This window comes from Nocardia sp. FBN12 (genome assembly GCF_054031145.1).
This window is the reverse complement of the sequence record NZ_CM132926.1, coordinates 2,355,951-2,372,722: the sequence shown is the minus strand read 5'-3', so window position 1 is coordinate 2,372,722 and position 16,772 is coordinate 2,355,951. Positions and strand designations below refer to the sequence as shown.

At 67.9% G+C, this 16,772-nt stretch carries 16 protein-coding genes; 11 read left to right on the top strand and 5 right to left on the bottom strand.

Going from position 1 to position 16,772, the window contains the following annotated elements; genetic code table 11:
- The first annotated feature begins 282 nt into the window (after positions 1–282).
- The 5 genes from mshC to ACWZHB_RS11455 all read left to right on the top strand — a co-directional run bounded on the left by mshC (position 283) and on the right by ACWZHB_RS11455 (position 7,417).
- Complete coding sequence (gene mshC, locus ACWZHB_RS11475) at positions 283–1,521, top strand: cysteine--1-D-myo-inosityl 2-amino-2-deoxy-alpha-D-glucopyranoside ligase (protein ID WP_427907918.1); 1,239 nt, start codon at positions 283–285, stop codon at positions 1,519–1,521.
- 141 nt (positions 1,522–1,662) lie between these two features.
- Positions 1,663–4,116 carry a heavy metal translocating P-type ATPase gene (locus ACWZHB_RS11470; protein WP_427907917.1) on the top strand — a complete coding sequence of 818 codons (2,454 nt, stop codon included), beginning with the start codon at positions 1,663–1,665 and terminating at the stop codon, positions 4,114–4,116.
- Between the two features lie 104 nt (positions 4,117–4,220).
- Positions 4,221–5,003, top strand: a complete 783-nt coding sequence (locus ACWZHB_RS11465; RefSeq protein ID WP_427907916.1) for a universal stress protein — start codon at positions 4,221–4,223, stop codon at positions 5,001–5,003.
- A 165-nt stretch (positions 5,004–5,168) separates the two neighbouring features.
- The gene (locus tag ACWZHB_RS11460; RefSeq protein WP_427907915.1) at positions 5,169–6,587 is read left to right on the top strand and encodes a hypothetical protein; all 1,419 of its coding nucleotides are present in this window, start codon (positions 5,169–5,171) and stop codon (positions 6,585–6,587) included.
- Positions 6,588–6,589: 2 nt separating this feature from the next.
- Positions 6,590–7,417 (top strand): Abi-alpha family protein, encoded by an 828-nt coding sequence (locus tag ACWZHB_RS11455; protein WP_427907914.1) that lies wholly within the window; start codon positions 6,590–6,592, stop codon positions 7,415–7,417.
- Here the strand turns inward: ACWZHB_RS11455 and ACWZHB_RS11450 are convergent, their stop codons facing one another.
- Both ACWZHB_RS11450 and ACWZHB_RS11445 read right to left on the bottom strand, forming a co-directional pair.
- Positions 7,418–8,074, bottom strand: a complete 657-nt coding sequence (locus ACWZHB_RS11450; protein ID WP_427907913.1) for an enoyl-CoA hydratase-related protein — start codon at positions 8,072–8,074, stop codon at positions 7,418–7,420.
- Positions 8,075–8,085: 11 nt separating this feature from the next.
- Entirely contained in the window at positions 8,086–8,694 is a 609-nt protein-coding gene (locus ACWZHB_RS11445; RefSeq protein ID WP_427907912.1) for a TetR family transcriptional regulator, read from the bottom strand.
- 213 nt (positions 8,695–8,907) lie between these two features.
- Here ACWZHB_RS11445 and ACWZHB_RS11440 point away from each other — a divergent pair, with 213 nt between their 5' ends.
- Positions 8,908–9,453 carry a TetR/AcrR family transcriptional regulator gene (locus ACWZHB_RS11440; protein ID WP_378629092.1) on the top strand — a complete coding sequence of 182 codons (546 nt, stop codon included), beginning with the start codon at positions 8,908–8,910 and terminating at the stop codon, positions 9,451–9,453.
- Between the two features lie 25 nt (positions 9,454–9,478).
- Here the strand turns inward: ACWZHB_RS11440 and ACWZHB_RS11435 are convergent, their stop codons facing one another.
- On the bottom strand, positions 9,479–11,335 hold the full coding sequence (locus tag ACWZHB_RS11435; RefSeq protein WP_427907911.1) for a Na+/H+ antiporter: 1,857 nt from the start codon (positions 11,333–11,335) through the stop codon (positions 9,479–9,481).
- Between the two features lie 154 nt (positions 11,336–11,489).
- Positions 11,490–12,212, bottom strand: a complete 723-nt coding sequence (locus ACWZHB_RS11430; RefSeq protein ID WP_427907910.1) for a histidine phosphatase family protein — start codon at positions 12,210–12,212, stop codon at positions 11,490–11,492.
- A 181-nt stretch (positions 12,213–12,393) separates the two neighbouring features.
- Between ACWZHB_RS11430 and ACWZHB_RS11425 the strand changes: the two genes are divergently transcribed.
- Positions 12,394–13,131 (top strand): DsbA family oxidoreductase, encoded by a 738-nt coding sequence (locus tag ACWZHB_RS11425; protein ID WP_427907909.1) that lies wholly within the window; start codon positions 12,394–12,396, stop codon positions 13,129–13,131.
- Here the strand turns inward: ACWZHB_RS11425 and ACWZHB_RS11420 are convergent, their stop codons facing one another.
- A complete protein-coding gene (locus tag ACWZHB_RS11420) occupies positions 13,132–14,181 on the bottom strand; it encodes a glucose 1-dehydrogenase (RefSeq protein WP_427907908.1) in 1,050 nt (349 codons plus the stop codon).
- Positions 14,182–14,416: 235 nt separating this feature from the next.
- On the opposite strand from ACWZHB_RS11420, the gene ACWZHB_RS11415 reads away from it, so the two are divergent.
- From ACWZHB_RS11415 to ACWZHB_RS11400, 4 genes are all read left to right on the top strand, one after another.
- Positions 14,417–15,205 (top strand): DUF1460 domain-containing protein, encoded by a 789-nt coding sequence (locus ACWZHB_RS11415; RefSeq protein WP_427907907.1) that lies wholly within the window; start codon positions 14,417–14,419, stop codon positions 15,203–15,205.
- Positions 15,206–15,224: 19 nt separating this feature from the next.
- Positions 15,225–15,782 (top strand): isochorismatase family protein, encoded by a 558-nt coding sequence (locus ACWZHB_RS11410; RefSeq protein ID WP_427907906.1) that lies wholly within the window; start codon positions 15,225–15,227, stop codon positions 15,780–15,782.
- Between the two features lie 104 nt (positions 15,783–15,886).
- Entirely contained in the window at positions 15,887–16,330 is a 444-nt protein-coding gene (locus ACWZHB_RS11405; protein ID WP_427909136.1) for a helix-turn-helix transcriptional regulator, read from the top strand.
- A gap of 10 nt (positions 16,331–16,340) precedes the next feature.
- A complete protein-coding gene (locus ACWZHB_RS11400) occupies positions 16,341–16,751 on the top strand; it encodes a VOC family protein (RefSeq protein WP_427907905.1) in 411 nt (136 codons plus the stop codon).
- Positions 16,752–16,772 lie beyond the last annotated feature (21 nt).

Below are 16,772 nucleotides of genomic sequence, written 5' to 3'. Positions count from 1 at the left end.
ACGAACGTACCTATAAGTATCAATAGGTACTCACAGGGAGTTGTGGACTGTGACAATGATCGCGATGGCAACCGTTCGCCCAGGTCGGAGCACACACTGGGCACAACACGACCGATTCGCCCCGTTATCCCTGTGACCAGGGGATCTGCTCGAGCGCAAACCTTGACGAAGGCGCCCGAACACGTTTGTGTGCAGGTAGCGGGCCGTGCCGCGACACCGCGAGCAACCCCATGAGCCGGGCCGCGAGCCGAGCACATCGACAGGGGCTCTACCCTCGAAGACATGCAGTCCTGGTCCGATATCGCCCTGCCGACCGTCCCCGGAACAGGGCCCCCGTTGCGTTTGTACGACACCGCCGATCGACAGATCCGCCCGGTCACCCCCGGTGCGACCGCGAAGATGTACGTCTGCGGCATCACCCCCTACGACGCCACCCACCTCGGGCACGCCGCCACCTACCTCACGTTCGACCTGGTCAACCGGATCTGGCGCGACGCGGGCCACGACGTGCACTACGTCCAGAACGTCACCGATGTGGACGACCCGCTGTTCGAACGCGCCGAACGCGACGGCATCGACTGGCGCGACCTCGGCAGCCGCGAGATCGAGCTGTTCCGTGCGGACATGACCGCGCTGCAGGTACTCCCGCCGCGGCACTACATCGGTGCCATCGAGTCGGTCGAGGAGGTGGTGGAGCTGGTGCAGAAGCTCGTCGCCGCCGGCGCCGCGTACACCGTCGACGATGCCGAGTACCCCGACATCTACTTCCGCACCGACGCCACCGAGCAGTTCGGGTACGAATCCGGGTATGACCGCGCGACCATGGAGACGCTGTTCGCCGAACGCGGCGGCGATCCGGACCGCGCGGGTAAACGCGACACCATCGACGCCCTGTTGTGGCGTGCCGAACGCCCCGGTGAGCCGTCCTGGCAGGCGCCCTTCGGCGCGGGCAGGCCCGGCTGGCACATCGAGTGTGCGGCGATCGCGCTCAACCGCATCGGCGCCGAATTCGACATCCAGGGCGGCGGCTCGGACCTGATGTACCCGCACCACGAATACTCCGCCGCGCACGCCGAGGCGATCACCGGCGCCCGCCGCTTCGCCCGCCACTACGTGCACGCCGGTCTGATCGGCCTCGACGGCGAGAAGATGTCGAAGTCCAAAGGCAACCTCGTGCTGGTGTCGAAGCTGCGCCGCTCCGGTGTCGACCCCGCCGCGATCCGCCTCGGCCTGCTCGCCGGGCACTACCGGTCCGATCGCATGTGGACCGACGAGGTGCTCGCCGCCGCCCAGACCCGCCTCGACCGCTGGCGTGAAGCCGTATCGCTCACCACGGGCCCCTCGGCCACCGACACCGTCGCCCGGTTGCGTCAGCACCTGGCCGACGACCTCGACACCCCGAAGGCCCTCGACGCGATCGACAACTGGGCCGAACAGGCCATCGCCTACGGCGGCACCGACACCGACGCCCCCGCCCTGATCCGCACCGCCGTCGACGCGCTGCTGGGCGTCAGCCTCTGACACGATCGCCGTCACCGCGGCGTCGGGTCTTCCTGACACCGCGGTGACCTGCGCCGACTCGTCACCGGCCGCCGGTAGAGTCGCTGGGAAGTAGCGCGGGGCGCTGTCGCGTCGGGCGCACGACCGGCGACAGGAGCGGCGATGCCCGACCCGCAGGATCAACCGATCTCCGCGACGACCGTCCTGCACGTGGGCGGGCAACTGCGCGCCAGCTCCCACGGTGTACTCACCAACGGGTTGCGCCACCGACCCGGCGTGCTCGCTGTCGACCCGAATCCGGTCGCCCAAACCGCCACTGTCACTTACGATCCCACCCGAACATCGGTGGCCGACCTGCGCACCTGGGTCCGCGACTGTGGCTACCACTGCGCGGGGCGCTCCGTCCCGACCCACGTCTGCGACCCGACGAGCGAGCCGACGGCCCACACTCGGCGCGCCACGCACGGTGCCGAATCCACCACCTCACCCGAACATTCCACCGCTTCCGTGGTCGGCCACGCGCCGCCAGCCATGCCAGCGCACGCTGAGTCCTCGCGTCATCCCGCGCCTGCGCACGATCAGCCGCGAGCCGCGCACGGTGGTGGGCACACGCACAGCGGGCACGCGTCGATGTCGATGGACGACATGGCTCGCGACATGCGCAACCGGTTCCTCGTCGCGCTGGTCTTCTCCACCCTGGTGATGCTCTGGTCACCGATGGCCACCCACATGCTCGGTCTGCATCTGCCCACACCCTTCGGGATGCGCGCCGACATCTGGATGCTGATCCTGAGCGTGCCGGTGATCTTCTACTCCGCGACGATCTTCTTCACCGGGGCGTGGCAGGCGCTGAAGGCCCACACCCTCGACATGATGGTGCTGGTCGCGGTGGGTATCGGGACGGGCTGGCTGTATTCGCTGTATGTGACGTTCACCGGTGGCGGTGAGGTCTTCTACGAGGCCTCCACGATGCTGGCGACGTTCGTGCTGCTGGGGCACTGGTTGGAGATGCGGGCCCGCAGCGGGGCGGGGGACGCGGTGACGAGCCTGCTGGATCTGTCGCCACCGAAAGCCGTTGTGCTCCACGACGGCGAGGAAACCGAGGTGCCGACCGCCGACGTGCGGGTCGGTGACGTGCTGCTGGTGCGGCCCGGCTCGAAGATCGCCGTCGACGGCACCGTGCTGGACGGGTCGAGCGACGTCGACGAGTCGATGGTGACCGGTGAGAGCATGCCGGTGCCTAAACAGCCGGGCGCGGCGGTGATCGGCGCGACCATCAACACCACCGGCAGCCTGCGGGTGCGGGCCACCAAGGTCGGGTCCGATACCGCCCTGGCCCAGATCGTCGAATTGGTGCAGCAGGCACAGAATTCCAAGGCTCCCGGTCAGCGGCTGGCCGACCGGGCCGCGTTCTGGCTGACCCTGGTCGCGCTGCTGGGCAGCCTGACCACGCTGATGGTGTGGTTGCTCGTCGGGGCGTCGCTGAGCACGGCGCTGCTGTTCGCGATCACCGTGGTGGTGGTGACCTGCCCGGACGCGTTGGGACTGGCGACGCCGACGGCGATCATGGTCGGCACCGGTCTCGGCGCGAAACGTGGTGTGCTGTTCAAGAACGCGACCGCACTCGAGGATTCCGCCCGTATCGACGTGGTCGTCATGGACAAGACCGGCACGCTCACCAAGGGCAAACCCGAAGTCGCCGACGTGCTCACCGCGCGCGGCGTCGACGCCGACAGCGTGCTGGCGCTGGCCGCGGCGGTGGAACTCGAGTCCGAACATCCTCTCGCCCGAGCGATTGTCGATTACGCGAAAGACCGTGGTGCGCAGATTGTCTCGGCTACCGATTTCCAGAATGTGGCTGGTCGCGGCGCACAGGCCACCGTCGAGGGGCAGCACGTGATGGTGGGCAGCCGAGGGTTGCTCGATGCCGAACACATCGAACTGGGCGAGCTGGCGAAACACCGTGACGAGCTGGCCGCCGCGGGCTACACCGCCGTCCTGGTCGCCGTCGACGGACACGCGCGAGCGGTGATCGCGCTGGCCGACGCCGCACGCCCGACCGCCGTCGACGCCGTGCGCGCGCTGCACGAACTCGGCGTCGACGTGGTCATGCTGACCGGCGACAACTCGGGCACGGCCGAACGCATCGCGCACGACCTCGGTATCGACACGGTGATCGCCGACGTCCTGCCCGAGGACAAGGCCGACCGGATCGCCGATCTGCAGCGCACCGGCAAGAAGGTGGCGATGGTCGGCGACGGCGTCAACGACGCGCCTGCCCTGGCCCGCGCCGATCTCGGCATCGCCATCGGCGCAGGCACCGACGTCGCCATCGAGACCGCCGACGTGGTACTCATGCGCTCGGACCCGTACGCGGTGTCGACCGCTCTGCGCATCGGCCGCGGCACCGTCCACAAAGAACACCAGAATCTGGGTTGGGCTGTCGGTTACAACGGCATCGCCCTCCCGATCGCGGCCGGAGTCTTCGCCCACTGGGGTCTGACCATGCGCCCGGAGATCGCCGCGATGGCCATGTCGGGATCGAGCCTGATCGTCGCCCTCAACGCCCTGCACCTCAAACGTTTGCCGCTGCCCTCGGCGCCACCACACCGGTAGCACGCCGGCGTGGACCCGCACAACCGTGCCGGTTGCCCGCAGTGTGCTGCGCTTATACTGTGGGCCACAGCGCAGCTGACCTGCCGTCGATCGGAGAGCGTCACATGGGTTGCTACCAGCGCATCATCGTGGGAACCAACGGCTCGGAGTCCGCGCAGACGGCGGTAGCGGTGGCGGGGGAGCTCGCGGGGCGCCTCGGCGTCCCGGTCGCCGCGGTGAGTGTGTGGAGCGCGGGGCGCAAATCGGGCACCGATGTCGAGTGGGCCGCGGAGAACACCCGCGCGGCCGCCGAAGCGCTGCTCGAGGCCGGTGTGGCCGAGGTCGTCCGCATCGAACTCGACGGCACGGCAGGTGCGTTACTGCTCGAGACCGCCGAGCGTGAACCGGGCACATTGCTCGTGATCGCGGGTGGCAGCTTGGGCAGTTCCAAAGCCCGCCTGCTCGGTTCGACGGCCAATCACGTGTCCCATCACAGCCAGACCGACGTCGTGTTCACCCGCAAGATCCCCAAACGCTGGACCACCGTCGGCCTCACCACCGACGGCTCGACGAGTTCGCTGACCGCGGTCTGTCGCGGCTACGACGTCGCCGTGGCGCTCGGTGCGCGCCCGTTCCTGGTGACCTCCGCCAAGACCGACGACGACGGCGTCGACACGCTGATCGAGGTGGAAGGCCAGATCGCCGTGGAGGACCCGGAACTGTTCGGTCGCGACGTCCTCACCGGCGTCCCCGCCGCGGAGGCGATCTGCAACTCGGCTTGGAAATACGACCTCGTCGTGATCGGAAACCGCGGAATGAGCGGTCCCGCACGACTTTTGGGCTCGGTAGCCAACAAGGTCACCCACGACATCGACACCAATCTGCTGCTGGTCAACACCACGCACTGACCGGCGTTCATCGTCCGCGCGGGCTCGGCGAGACTCTCACGTCCGGCCTTGATCCGGTGTTTGCTCCGGTATAGCGGGTAGCGGCGGAAGTGCCCGGACCAGCGGGTTCGTTCGCCTATGATGGCTCTACGCGCGATGTTCGCCACACAACGGAGTGGACGCCGGATGAATGCTGGGATCGAGGCGGCGGGTTTCTTCGGCCTGCTGGACTGGGAGAAGACGACCGGTCTGAGCAAGTTCTGGGTCGACATGATCACCATCCCGATCTTCAGCGCGATGGCCGGTCTGATCACCAACTGGACCGGGGTGATCATGCTGTTCGCGCCGGTCCGCTTCACCGGCTTCTACGTACCGGGCCTGAAAACGATCTTCCCGCTGCTGCCGCGCAAAGTGCAGATCCTGCCGACCTTCGCCCCCGGCGGCATCCTCGGCTTCCAGGGGTTCATCCCGGCCCGCTCGGAGAAGATGGCGAGCCTGATGGTCGACAACGCCGTCGCCAAGATCGGCACCGCCAAGGACTTCTTCGACCAGATGGATCCGCGCAAGATCTCCGCGCAGGTCGCGCTGGTGGCGCTGCCGAACGTGCGCTCGATGGTCGACTCGATCATGGTCGCCGAGCACCCGCGGCTGTGGGCCGACATGCCCCCGCGCGCACGCGAAGCCGTGTACACGCGGGTCGAGGCCGAACTGCCCGCGGTCACCGATCGCGCGTTCGACTTCATCGGCGCGAACATCGACCAGCTCCTCGATGTGAAACTGATGGTCGTCGGCTATCTGCGCCGACGGCCCGAACTGCTCAAGGACGTGATCTACGGGCTCGGTGCGCCGGAATTGCGGTTCATGGTCCGCAGCGGGGTGCTGGGGTTCCCGTTCGGGGTGATCGTGGCGCTGTGGTTGTCGCTGCTGCACTACAGCACACCGCACGGCGACACCCCGGCGATGATCTCGCTGCCCGGCTGGCTCTACGGCATCCTGCATTTCCTGCCGGCGTGGGCGTGGGTGCTCGCCGGTGGCGCGGCGGTGGGTGTGCTGGTCAACATCATCGCGATCAAAGTGGTGTTCGAACCCGCCGTGCCGCAGCCGCGCTACCGATATCCGTGGGGGGTCGCGAAATTCGCGAAACGGCAGTACCAGGCCGCGGCCGATCTGGGGCATGCGATCGGGTATCAGATCGTCACCCTCGACGTCGTCACCGAGCAACTGCTGGACGGGCCGAGCGGTGACAAGACCCGCGCGGTCATCGCGCATTTCCTCCAGGTCGAGATCGACCGGATCCTCGGCCCGTTGCGCTCGGTGACCCGGCTCGCGATCGGGCCATCGCATTTCGACGCCATCCAGGCCACCGCCGGCGCGAGCCTGGCCACCGAGATGAAGCCGTGGCTGGTCGACGACGTCGAGTTCTCCCAGACCACCGCGGCCAGCGTCGACCGGCTCGCCACCGAGAAACTGCGCGAACTGCCGCCGGAGGAGTTCGTCGAAATGCTGTACACCGCCATCGAACAGGACGCCTGGCTGCTGTATCTGCACGGTGGTCTGCTCGGCGCCGTCATCGGCGCACTGCACCTGCTGATCTTCGGAGCGTGAACATGGAACCCGACCCTGATCGCGAACCCGGAATCCCCACCGATCTGCTCGGTTTGGCACGCATCGCCGGACTGTCGTTGCGCCACATCGTCGCAGCGGTGACCAAGGGTGCTGTGCACACCGCCACCGACCTCGTCGACGATCTCCGCGCGGGCGAGCCGATGTCGCAGATCTTCGACGAACGGATGGATGTGTTGCGCCGCACCGCGTTGAGCGCGCTCGGCCTCACCAGCACCGCCACCGGCGTCTACGGTCCGGTCGAAACCAAGGTCGACGCTGCCGATCTCAAGGCGATGGGCGACGCGATGATCACCGAGGGCTGGGATTGCGCGCAACAGCCACGCGAGCTGCATCCCTCGTTCGTGCCGATCCTGCACGACCTGACACCGGACGAAGCGCGGATCCTGCGCTTCCTCGCGGTCGCCGGACCGCAGCCCGCGATCGACATCCGCACCAAGGCCCCGTTCGGGATCGGCTCGCAACGGCTGGCCGACGGCATCAACATGATCGCCGCCATGGCCGGGTGTGCGCTGCCCGACCGTGACCACCATTACCTGGGGAACCTGAGTCGCTTAGGGCTGGTTCGGTTTTCGACCGAGCCGGTCGCCGACTTCCGCCGCTACGCGTTCCTCGAAGCGCAACCACCGGCACAGGCCGCCTACAAGTCGGTGAAGATGCGGGCGATCAGCTCCTATCGCAGCATCTACCTCACCGTGTTCGGCAAGCAGTTCTGCGATGCGTGTTTCGTGCTGGGCGACTACACCGGGGGCGGCTGGGCAGGCGATGACCGTGGTGACATCTACCTGGGCAAGGGCCCCCGGCTGCCCTGATCAGTCCCGGTTGCGCAGCGCGTCGAGGACGTCGGCGAACATGACGGATTTGATCGCCGTCATCGTGGTCTGGTCCTTGCCACCCAGCGGTGCGACCAATGCCAGTGCGGCATCGAGAACTTCGCCTTCGGCGGCGGTGGCGTCGACCAGATCCAGTGCCAGCGCGTCGGGGCCACCGAAGCGGCGGGCCGTGGTCATGCTCGCGACGGCGGTCTTGGGAGTCGTCTTGGCTTGGATGAGCGCGGCCATGCCGTTGGTGAACGGGATGCGGATGTCGGCTTCGGGGAAGCAGAAGTAGCCGCGGTCGGCGCGCATCACCCGGTAGTCGTGCGCCATGGCGACCATCGCACCCGCACCGAAGGCGTGTCCGCCGATCGCGGCGACCGTCGGCATCGGCAAGGTGAGGACCCGGGCGAACAGGGTGTGGACCGCCGCGACGTATTCGGCGGCCCGGTCGCCGTTGGCCGAGAGCCAGTCCAGGTCGAGACCGTTGGAGTAGATCTTGCCGGTGGCGGTGGTCACCAGCGCGGACGCGCCCTCGGCGACGACCGTGTCGAGGTGGGTGTTCATGTCGTCGAGGAACTCGGGGGAGAAGCGGTTCTCGCCGTCGCCGAGGTCGAGCACGGCGATCGAATCGTGGTGGCGCAGTGTGGGCATGGGTTTCCTTTTCAGTGGGGACCGAGGTCGAGGACGGCACGCACGGCAGCACGCAGCTGGGCGCGGGCCAGGGGGTCGGTGAGCCGTTCGCGGCGCAGCAGCAGCGCGGTGGGCAGGTCGACCAGGCAGGTGGTGACGGTGGCGACGCCACGTCGGTCGGCGCGACCCCACAGGGCGCGCGCGAGCCGGTTGAGGGCGGCGAGGAGCGCCTTCTCGGTGTCGGCGATCTCCTGCGCCAAAGCCGGTGGGATATCGCCGGCGAGCAGTTCGGCGCGGTCGACGATCAGCAGCAGGCGCGCCGAGTCGGGGTGAACCTCGGCCAGGCGCGCCGGTGCCTCGGCCGCGTCGAGAACCGCATCGATACGGGTGTCGGGGTCGGACGCCTTGACGGCCCGGTCGATGCCGGCGTTCTGGAGGGCGAGGAATCGGTGCGCGGCGCGTAACCAGGTGCGCGCCAGCACAACCTGTCGAGACTGAAATGTGTGATAGAGCGCGCCGTTGGATACTCCGGTAGCGGCGGCGACCGCGCGCACCGTGACAGCGGCGGGTCCGGAACTGGCCGCGAGGTTCTCGGCGGCGTCCAGAACCGTCTGCGGGTCGTGGGTGCGCGGTCTCGGCATGAACAAAAGTTTACAGAGCGTCTGCTCTGCTATTCCATTCGGATGGGCTTTTGGGCTGTTGTGCACGTATTTCGTTCCGCCACTTGGTATTTCGTTGCCCATATGGCCGATTCGAGCACAGCGTAGACAACGTTACGTTCGCGCGGGGGCTCGATACGATGGGGTACTGTTCGCATTCTTCGGCCCTGCCCGCACGAACAGAACGGCATCGCGATGTCCCGAGTGGTCACCAAGGAGCAGTACTTCGACACCGCGGTGGCGGTGCTCGCCGAGTTCGGTTTCAAAGGTCTCAACATCGGGGTGCTCTGCCGTCGCCTCGGCGTCACCAGCGGCTCGTTCTATCACCACTTCGGCTCGTGGCAGGGCTTCGTCGACACCCTCCTCGAACACTGGGAGAACCGTCAGATGGTCGAGCTACGCGCGCTCGACGTCGGCCACGGCGACGCCGACGCCGACGTACGCGCCATGTCGGTGCTGGCCAGCGGACTCGAACACGGTGCCGAAGCCGCGCTGCGCGCCTGGGCGGCCAACGACGAATCGGTGCACGTCACCGTCAAGCGGGTCGACGAGTCACGTCGGCGCACCGTGCACCGCGTGATCGACGGCGTCGTCGACGACACGGCGACCGCCACCGTCGTCACCGAGTTCGGGATGGCGATGATCATCGGCTACCAACAGCTAGCTGCCGCAGGCGAATCCACCGAACTCGACCACCTGCTCGCCGAGTACGCCCGCCTGATCTACTCCCACCGCGGGTAGCCGGGCCGCTGCTCGGAGTCCGGAGTCATCCGAGCAATTGGTCGACGTAGCACCAGCGCCAGGCTTCGCCGGGCTCCACGCTGCGCATCACCGGGTGCGCCGAGTTCCGGTAATGGGCGCTCGCGTGGTCGCCGATCGAGGACTCGCAACAGCCGATGTTCCCGCAGGCGGTGCACATTCGCAGATGCACCCAGCGCAGACCCTCGTCCAGACACGTCTGGCACACCAGTTCACCGGCGGGTTCCGCCAGTAGCGGCGCGTCGTCCAGATGCGCGCACCCCCGCGCACCGGCCGCGGTCGAGAGCGGTTCGGCGCGGCGCTCGTCGTCGCTCTCGTCGAACCGGTCGATCATCGACTCCTCGAGATCGAGCCGGGCCAGCACATGTTGGAGCACTTCGTAATCCACTGCCCCCGCGTCGCGAACCTTCAGCACCGCGTCACGTTCGGCGGCGAGCATCGCCAGCCGGAGCCGCCGGTACTCCGCGGTCGGTGTCACCAGTTCGGCTTCCGGGCGGCCCAACCGTTCCCACGCGGCGTTGGAACGCCAGATCAGTCGCTGGCGCAGCGACTCGATCACCGGTTCCGGGGTGTCGGGTCCGATCCCGCGGTCGAGTTCGGCCAGACCGGCGGTCGAAGCCTGTTGCAGCAGATCGGCTTTCGCGAGCGCGTCCTCCTCCCGGCTCGGCCCACGCAACCGCAGCAACCGCACCAGCCAGGGCAACGAACTGCCCTGCACCAGCAGCGTGCCACCGACCACCACCAGGGCGAGCAGTTCCAGCACCGGCAACTGCGGCGTCGAGTCGGGCAGCAACAACACCGCCGCCAACGTCACCACCCCGCGCATCCCCGCCCACGACACCACCGCCGCATGACTCAACGGCTCGCTCGCGCGCCCGAACAGCCTGGCCACCAGCACCGGCGTGAACACCCACACCGGGCGTGCCAGCATCACCGCGGCCAGCACACCCACCGCCGTGACGACGAGAGTGCCGTGGTCCAACCCGCTGTCCCAAGCGCCCTCCACGATCCAGCGCACCTGCAACCCGATGATCAAGAACACCGCGCTCTCCAGGATGAACTGGATGGTGCGCCAATTGGTGGTTTCGGCGACGCGTGAGGCGGCCCCCTGCCACCGTTGCGCGCCGTGACCGAGGATCATCCCGCACGTCACGACCGCGATCACGCCCGAGGCGTGAAAATGCTCGGCAGGCAGATACGCCACGAACGGGGCGAGCAGCGACACCGAGGTATCCAGCACCGGATCGGTGATCCGCCTGCGCACCATCGCCAATGCTGCCGCCACCACGGCCCCGATGACCCCGCCACCGACGGCGGCGAGCAGGAAATCGCCACCGATCTGCCATGCGGTCACGGCACCGGCCATCGCCGCGATCGCCGACCGCAACGCCACCAGCGCGGTCGCGTCGTTGAACAGCGACTCGTCCTCGAGCACCGTCACGATGCTGCGCGGCATCCCGGTGCGCCGGGCAACCGCGGTCGCGGCGACCGCGTCCGGGGGAGCGACCACCGCACCCAACGCGACCGCCGCCGCGAACGGCACCGGCAGCAACCACCACACCACCAGTGCGACCGCGAACGTGCTGAACAGCACCAGACCCACCGACAGCGACGCGATGGTGCGCAGGTTGTCCTTGAAATCGACCAGCGACGTGCGCAGCGCGGCGGTGTAGAGCAGCGGCGGCAGCAACCCGAGCAGCACCACTTCCGGTTCGAGGTGCACCTGCGGCACCATCGGCAGATACGACGCGGCCACCCCGGCCAACGTCAGCACCAGCGGTTCGGACACCCCGAATCGCCGCGCCAGCGCCGCCAGTGCCGTCGCCGAGCCGATGAGGACAACCAGACCGATCGCGACATCCACCCGCGCATTCTCCCACCGACAGACCGGTCAGTCCGTCGCCGCCGCCCACCGGCAGCCGCGCCGACCACAGGTACACCCCGGAGCTCGCACCGAGACCGAGCCGGGCACCGCGTCGCCGATCGCACCGACCACCACGCGCCACCCCCATGAGGACTCAACCAGTCTGTTCGCCCAGTGCCAGATGGTCGACCGAACCCCACACCCGCAACGCCAGCCGCGGACCCTCGCGCCGCCATTGTGACACCGACGCGTTGGGCACCGGCTCGAGCGAATCCGGGACGGGCGCACCGAGTCCGTCGAGGATGTAGCGCAACGACACCACCACCGCGTCATGGGTCAGCACCAGGACCTGCTCGCCCGCGGCCACCACATCCAGTTCGTCGAGGAAGCTGCGTACCCGCAACGCCACATCGGCCAGCGATTCCCCGCCTGGCGGTCGATACACCCAGTTGCCGACCTGTTCACGGCGTAGGCCCTCCTCGGGGGCGCGGCGCCGGATCGCCCGGTACGGATGCAGTTCGAACACGCCCATCTCCCGATCGCGCAACCGTTCGTCGACCAGTGTGCGGATCGGGCTCAGGTGCCGGTTGCGGGTGGCGGCGGCCTCGGCCATCACCGCCCAGGTGACCCTGGTGCGCAAGTAGGGAGAGCAGACCACCAGCGTGGGTCGTTGCACACCGGCCAACCCCGCGAGCCAGTCGCCGAGGCGTCGCGCCTGCCATTGCCCGTGCTCGGTCAACTCCACCGCGGCATCGGTGCCCGGCATCGGCCGCTGCCCGGTCGCCGGGTCGGCGAACCACACATTGGCCGCACTCTGCGCGTGCCGCACCGCCCACAATCCGCCCAGCGCGCGCGGCACCACCAGTCCTTCAGGCACCTGCACCCACCCCCTCCGCTGCTCGAACCCCATCGATGTCCTTCGTGCTCGTCCCGTCGTGCCCGGACGCGCCAGGGAATAGCGGCTTCGTAGCCGGCGTTGTACTCCCCGAATTCGAACGCCTGTCCAGATCTGTTCGGCGGACCGCCGCCGCACCCTCGATGCGCCGCAGGAGGCCCGCTTGTCCACCAGAGTAGAGATCTGGACCGACATCAACTGCCCGTTCTGCTACCTGGGCAAGGCCCGCTTCGAAGAAGCGCTGGCCGGCTTCGCGCACCGCGACGACGTCGAGGTGGTGCACCGGTCCTTCGAACTCGATCCGACTCTGCCCGCCGGTTCCACCCGCCCGGTCATTCCGGCGATCGCCCAGAAGTACGGCATCACCGTCGACCAGGCCGCCGCCAACGAACGCGGCATCGGCGCCCAAGCCGCGGCGATTGGCCTGCCCTACCAAACCTCGGGACGCGATTCCGGCAACAGCTTCGACATGCACCGACTCCTGCACTACGCCCTCGACCAGGGCAAACAGGAAGCCATGCTCGACGCCCTCTACGCAGGCAACTTCGCCGAGCCCGAACCCGTCTTCGGCGACACCGAACGTCTCGTGGCCTTGGCTGTGCGCGCGGGCCTGGACGAGAACTCGGTACGCACGGTGCTGGCCGACCCTGATGCCTACGCCGACGCGGTTCGCCGCGACGAAGCCGAAGCCGCCGCGCTCGGTGCCACCGGTGTCCCGTTCTTCGTCTTCGACGGCAAATACGCGGTCTCGGGCGCCCAACCCGCTGAAACGTTCACCCGCGCGCTGAACACCGCCTGGAACGACCGCCCCACCCTCCAGCCCATCGCCGAGGGCGACACCTGCGGCCCCGACGGCTGCGCGGTCCCCACGACCGAGTCCGCGGCCGCCGACCTGCGGTAGTCAGGCCAGGTCGATGACGACCTTGATATCGGACCCGCCCGCGGCGAACGCCTCGGTCGCCTGCTCGAGCGGCAGTCGCCGGGTGATCAACCGTTCCAGCCACTGCGGGTCCGCCTTCGCCAGCGACTGGGCCGCCAGCTCGTAGTGGTGGCGGTTCGCGTTCACCGAACCGAACACCAGCGCGTTGTCGAGCACGATGTTGCGATTGAGCGCGCCCACGTCGACCTCGGCCTCGTTGCCCGGGGTCGACACCCCGGTCAGGCAGACGATCACGCCCGGATTGTTGATCTCCGCTGCCTGCAGCGCGACCGCGGGCGCGCCGGTCGCCTCGATCACGACATCCGGGTCGATCTTCGCCGCCACCTCCGCCGCCGAACCGGTGTGGAAGGTGCCGCCGAGATCGGCGACCAACCCGGGCTTGGGGCCCTCGGTCGACCGATCGAGCACATGCACGTCGAGCCCACGCTGAACACCGAGCAGGGCCGCCAACAAGCCGATCGGTCCCGCGCCGGTGATCAGCGCTGTCTTCGGCTCGAACCAGGCACGCTGATTGATCCGCTCGATCTGATCCCACGCCTTGGCAACCACCGTCGTCGGCTCCATCAGCACCCCGACCCGCTCCAGCGACGGATCCAGCTTCACCGCGTAATCGGCGAGCACCACCCACTGACTCGACCCGAACCCGTCGATCTGTTTGATCCCGCGCTCCACGTACTGCCCGTTGCGGCACATGTCGAACTCGCCGCGCGCGCACGCACCACACGGCACCGGATCAGGCCTGCGCACGATCCCGACGACGAGATCGCCTGCGGCGAAGCCACTTCCGTCCGGTGCTGTCCGTACCCGGCCGAGCGACTCGTGCCCGAGAATCAGGCGCTCGCGCCCGGGCGGTGCCCACCCGTAGGTGCCGGTGGCGATCTCGCGATCGGTACCGCAGATACCCAGCGAGATGCCGTCGACGAGAAGCTCGTCCGGTCCAGGGACGGGATCGGGCACGTCCTGAATGCTCAACGATCCGGCCTGATACGGAACAACGGTCAAAGCACGCATGTCGGTTTCCCTTCCGCCGAAACGGACGTCGGTGTCGGAACCTGCACGAGCGACCTCTTCGCGAATTCACCGCGAACTACCTGCGACAACGGTACGGGAAACGGCATCGATCGCACAGCATCACCGAGGTCGCGAATCACTTGCGATCCGGTCCTGCGGTGCTGCGGTGCTGTCGGACTCGTCGGCTACGGTGGAAGCCGTTCGCACCGATCGACCCTGGCCTGCTGGAGGCGTCTTGCGCATCATCGTCCGGATCTTGCTCGTGCTCGCCGCGCTCTTGTGCGCGCTCGCACCGGCCTCGGCCGCCCCGGCCGTCGACGACGCCTCCGCCCGCAAGATCGACGAACTGCTCACCGTGCGCGCCGAAGCGGGCACCCTCGGACGTGGCGAGCTCATCGAACGTCTCTCCGCGCGCCTGCTCGGCACCCCCTACGGTGCGAACATGCTGGTCGGCTCCGCCACCGAACCCGAACGGCTCGTCGTGGACCTGCGCCGCGTCGACTGCTTCACCTACCTCGACTACATCGACGCCGCCTCCCGCTCCACCGATCGCGACCAGTTCCTCACCAACCTGGTCACCACCCGCTACATCGACGGGCGGGTCGAATTCGCCCAGCGCAAGCACTTCTTCACCGACTGGGCCAGCCGCGAACGCCTGGCGGCCACCGACATCACCGCGAGCCTGAGCCCTGCCGCCGTCACCACCACCAAACACCTCAACGCGAAAGCCGACGGCGGGTTGTATCTGCCCGGCGTCCCCGTGGTCGACCGCGTCATCACCCATATCCCCTCGGCTGCCGTCGACGCGGGAGTGTCGGCTGCGCTTCGCACCGGCGACTACCTCGGCGCCTACACCCCCGATGCCGGCCTCGACGTCACCCACGTCGGCTTCATCGTCCAAACCCCCACCGGCCCCGTCTTCCGCAACGCCTCCTCCCTCGCCGCGAACAACCAGGTCGTCGACACGCCGTTGACCGACTACCTGCGGACCGTCCCCGGCATCGTCGTCCTGCGCCCACGCTGACCGCTTCGAAGGATCCGACATGACCACGCTGCCCGAGCGTCCGAACACCGCACTGCTCGTCGTCGATGTGCAAAACGGTGTCGTCGACGAAGCGCCCCGCCGCGACGTGATCGTCGCCAATATCGCCGCCCTGGTCGACCGTGCCCGCATCGCCGAGATGCCGATCATCTGGATCCAGCACTCCGATGACGAGCTGGTCGAAGACAGTGATCCCTGGCGATACGTTCCCGAACTCACCCGCACCGACACCGAACCGCTGGTCCACAAACGCTACGGCGATTCCTTCGAAGACACCCAGCTCGAGGCATTGCTCGCCGCGGTCGGAGTCGGCCATCTGATCGTCACGGGTGCCGAATCCGATGCCTGTGTCCGTTCGACCATCCACGGCGCTTTCGTCCGCGGCTACGACGTCACCCTCGTCGCCGACGCCCACACCACCGGCGACAAATCCCGGTGGGGCGCACCGAAACCCGAAGACGTCATCGCCCACACCAACCTGTACTGGCAGTTCCAGCAAGCGCCCGGTCGCACCGCGGCCGTCCGCCGAACCGAAGAGCTCGACTTCAGGTCGACCTGAACAGGCACGGTGGTTCCATGACCTGCCCCCACTTCCACACCGAACTCGCCCGAGTCCTCGAAACCTGACACGCCCCTGTCTCGCATGCCGCCCGACGTGGGACGATCGGGCAGGTGACCGCGAAACCCGACAACCTGCGCGACCTCGCGCTGCTGCGACGCGTGCGCGACCGCATCGACCGCGAGTACGCCCAACCCCTGGACGTGGAGGCACTCGCCCGCGGGGTACACATGTCGGCCGGTCACCTCAGCCGCCAGTTCCGTCTGGCCTACGGTGAGTCGCCGTATTCCTACCTCATGACCCGCCGCATCGAACGCGCGATGGCACTGCTGCGCCGCGGCGACCTGACCGTCACCGAGGTCTGTTTCGCGGTCGGTTCCTCCTCGCTCGGCACCTTCAGCACCCGCTTCACCGAACTCGTCGGCGTGCCACCCAGTGTCTACAAACAGCAGCAGGACGAACAGACCGCGGGGATGCCGTCGTGCGTGGTCAAGAAGGTGACCAGACCGATCAGGAATCGAGAAGCTTCCGCTCCGACCGGCAATTAGCGTGGTCGGCATGAACCTCACCATTCACCAGACCTACCTGCCGCAGGACGACCCCGACGCCGCCCTCGCCTTCTACCGCGACGCGCTCGGCTTCGAGGTGCGCAACGATGTCGGCTACAACGGGATGCGCTGGATCACCGTCGGCCCCGCCGGCCAGCCCGACACCTCCGTCGTGCTGCACCCGCCTGCCGCCGATCCCGGAATCACCGACGAGGAACGCCGCGTCATCGGCGAGATGATGGCCAAGGGCACCTACGCCGGTATCAATCTCGCCACCGACGACCTCGACGGCCTGTTCGAAAAGCTGCAGGCAGGCGATATCGAGGTCGTCCAGGAGCCCACCGATCAGCCCTACGGCGTGCGTGACTGCGCCTTCCGCGACCCCGCCGGAAATATGGTCCGTATCCAGCAGGCCAAGTAAGCCACCGCGCCGGTAGATTCG

What these genes read in the sequence shown, in the direction of transcription:
- ACWZHB_RS11410 (WP_427907906.1), top strand. Translation starts at nt 15,225, where the DNA reads ATGACCACGCTGCCCGAGCGTCCGAACACCGCACTGCTCGTCGTCGAT.
- ACWZHB_RS11400 (WP_427907905.1), top strand. Translation starts at nt 16,341, where the DNA reads ATGAACCTCACCATTCACCAGACCTACCTGCCGCAGGACGACCCCGAC.
- mshC (WP_427907918.1), top strand. Translation starts at nt 283, where the DNA reads ATGCAGTCCTGGTCCGATATCGCCCTGCCGACCGTCCCCGGAACAGGG.
- ACWZHB_RS11450 (WP_427907913.1), bottom strand. Translation starts at nt 8,074, where the DNA reads ATGCCCACACTGCGCCACCACGATTCGATCGCCGTGCTCGACCTCGGC.
- ACWZHB_RS11420 (WP_427907908.1), bottom strand. Translation starts at nt 14,181, where the DNA reads ATGCGTGCTTTGACCGTTGTTCCGTATCAGGCCGGATCGTTGAGCATT.
- ACWZHB_RS11455 (WP_427907914.1), top strand. Translation starts at nt 6,590, where the DNA reads ATGGAACCCGACCCTGATCGCGAACCCGGAATCCCCACCGATCTGCTC.
- ACWZHB_RS11445 (WP_427907912.1), bottom strand. Translation starts at nt 8,694, where the DNA reads ATGCCGAGACCGCGCACCCACGACCCGCAGACGGTTCTGGACGCCGCC.
- ACWZHB_RS11470 (WP_427907917.1), top strand. Translation starts at nt 1,663, where the DNA reads ATGCCCGACCCGCAGGATCAACCGATCTCCGCGACGACCGTCCTGCAC.
- ACWZHB_RS11465 (WP_427907916.1), top strand. Translation starts at nt 4,221, where the DNA reads ATGGGTTGCTACCAGCGCATCATCGTGGGAACCAACGGCTCGGAGTCC.
- ACWZHB_RS11440 (WP_378629092.1), top strand. Translation starts at nt 8,908, where the DNA reads ATGTCCCGAGTGGTCACCAAGGAGCAGTACTTCGACACCGCGGTGGCG.
- ACWZHB_RS11460 (WP_427907915.1), top strand. Translation starts at nt 5,169, where the DNA reads ATGAATGCTGGGATCGAGGCGGCGGGTTTCTTCGGCCTGCTGGACTGG.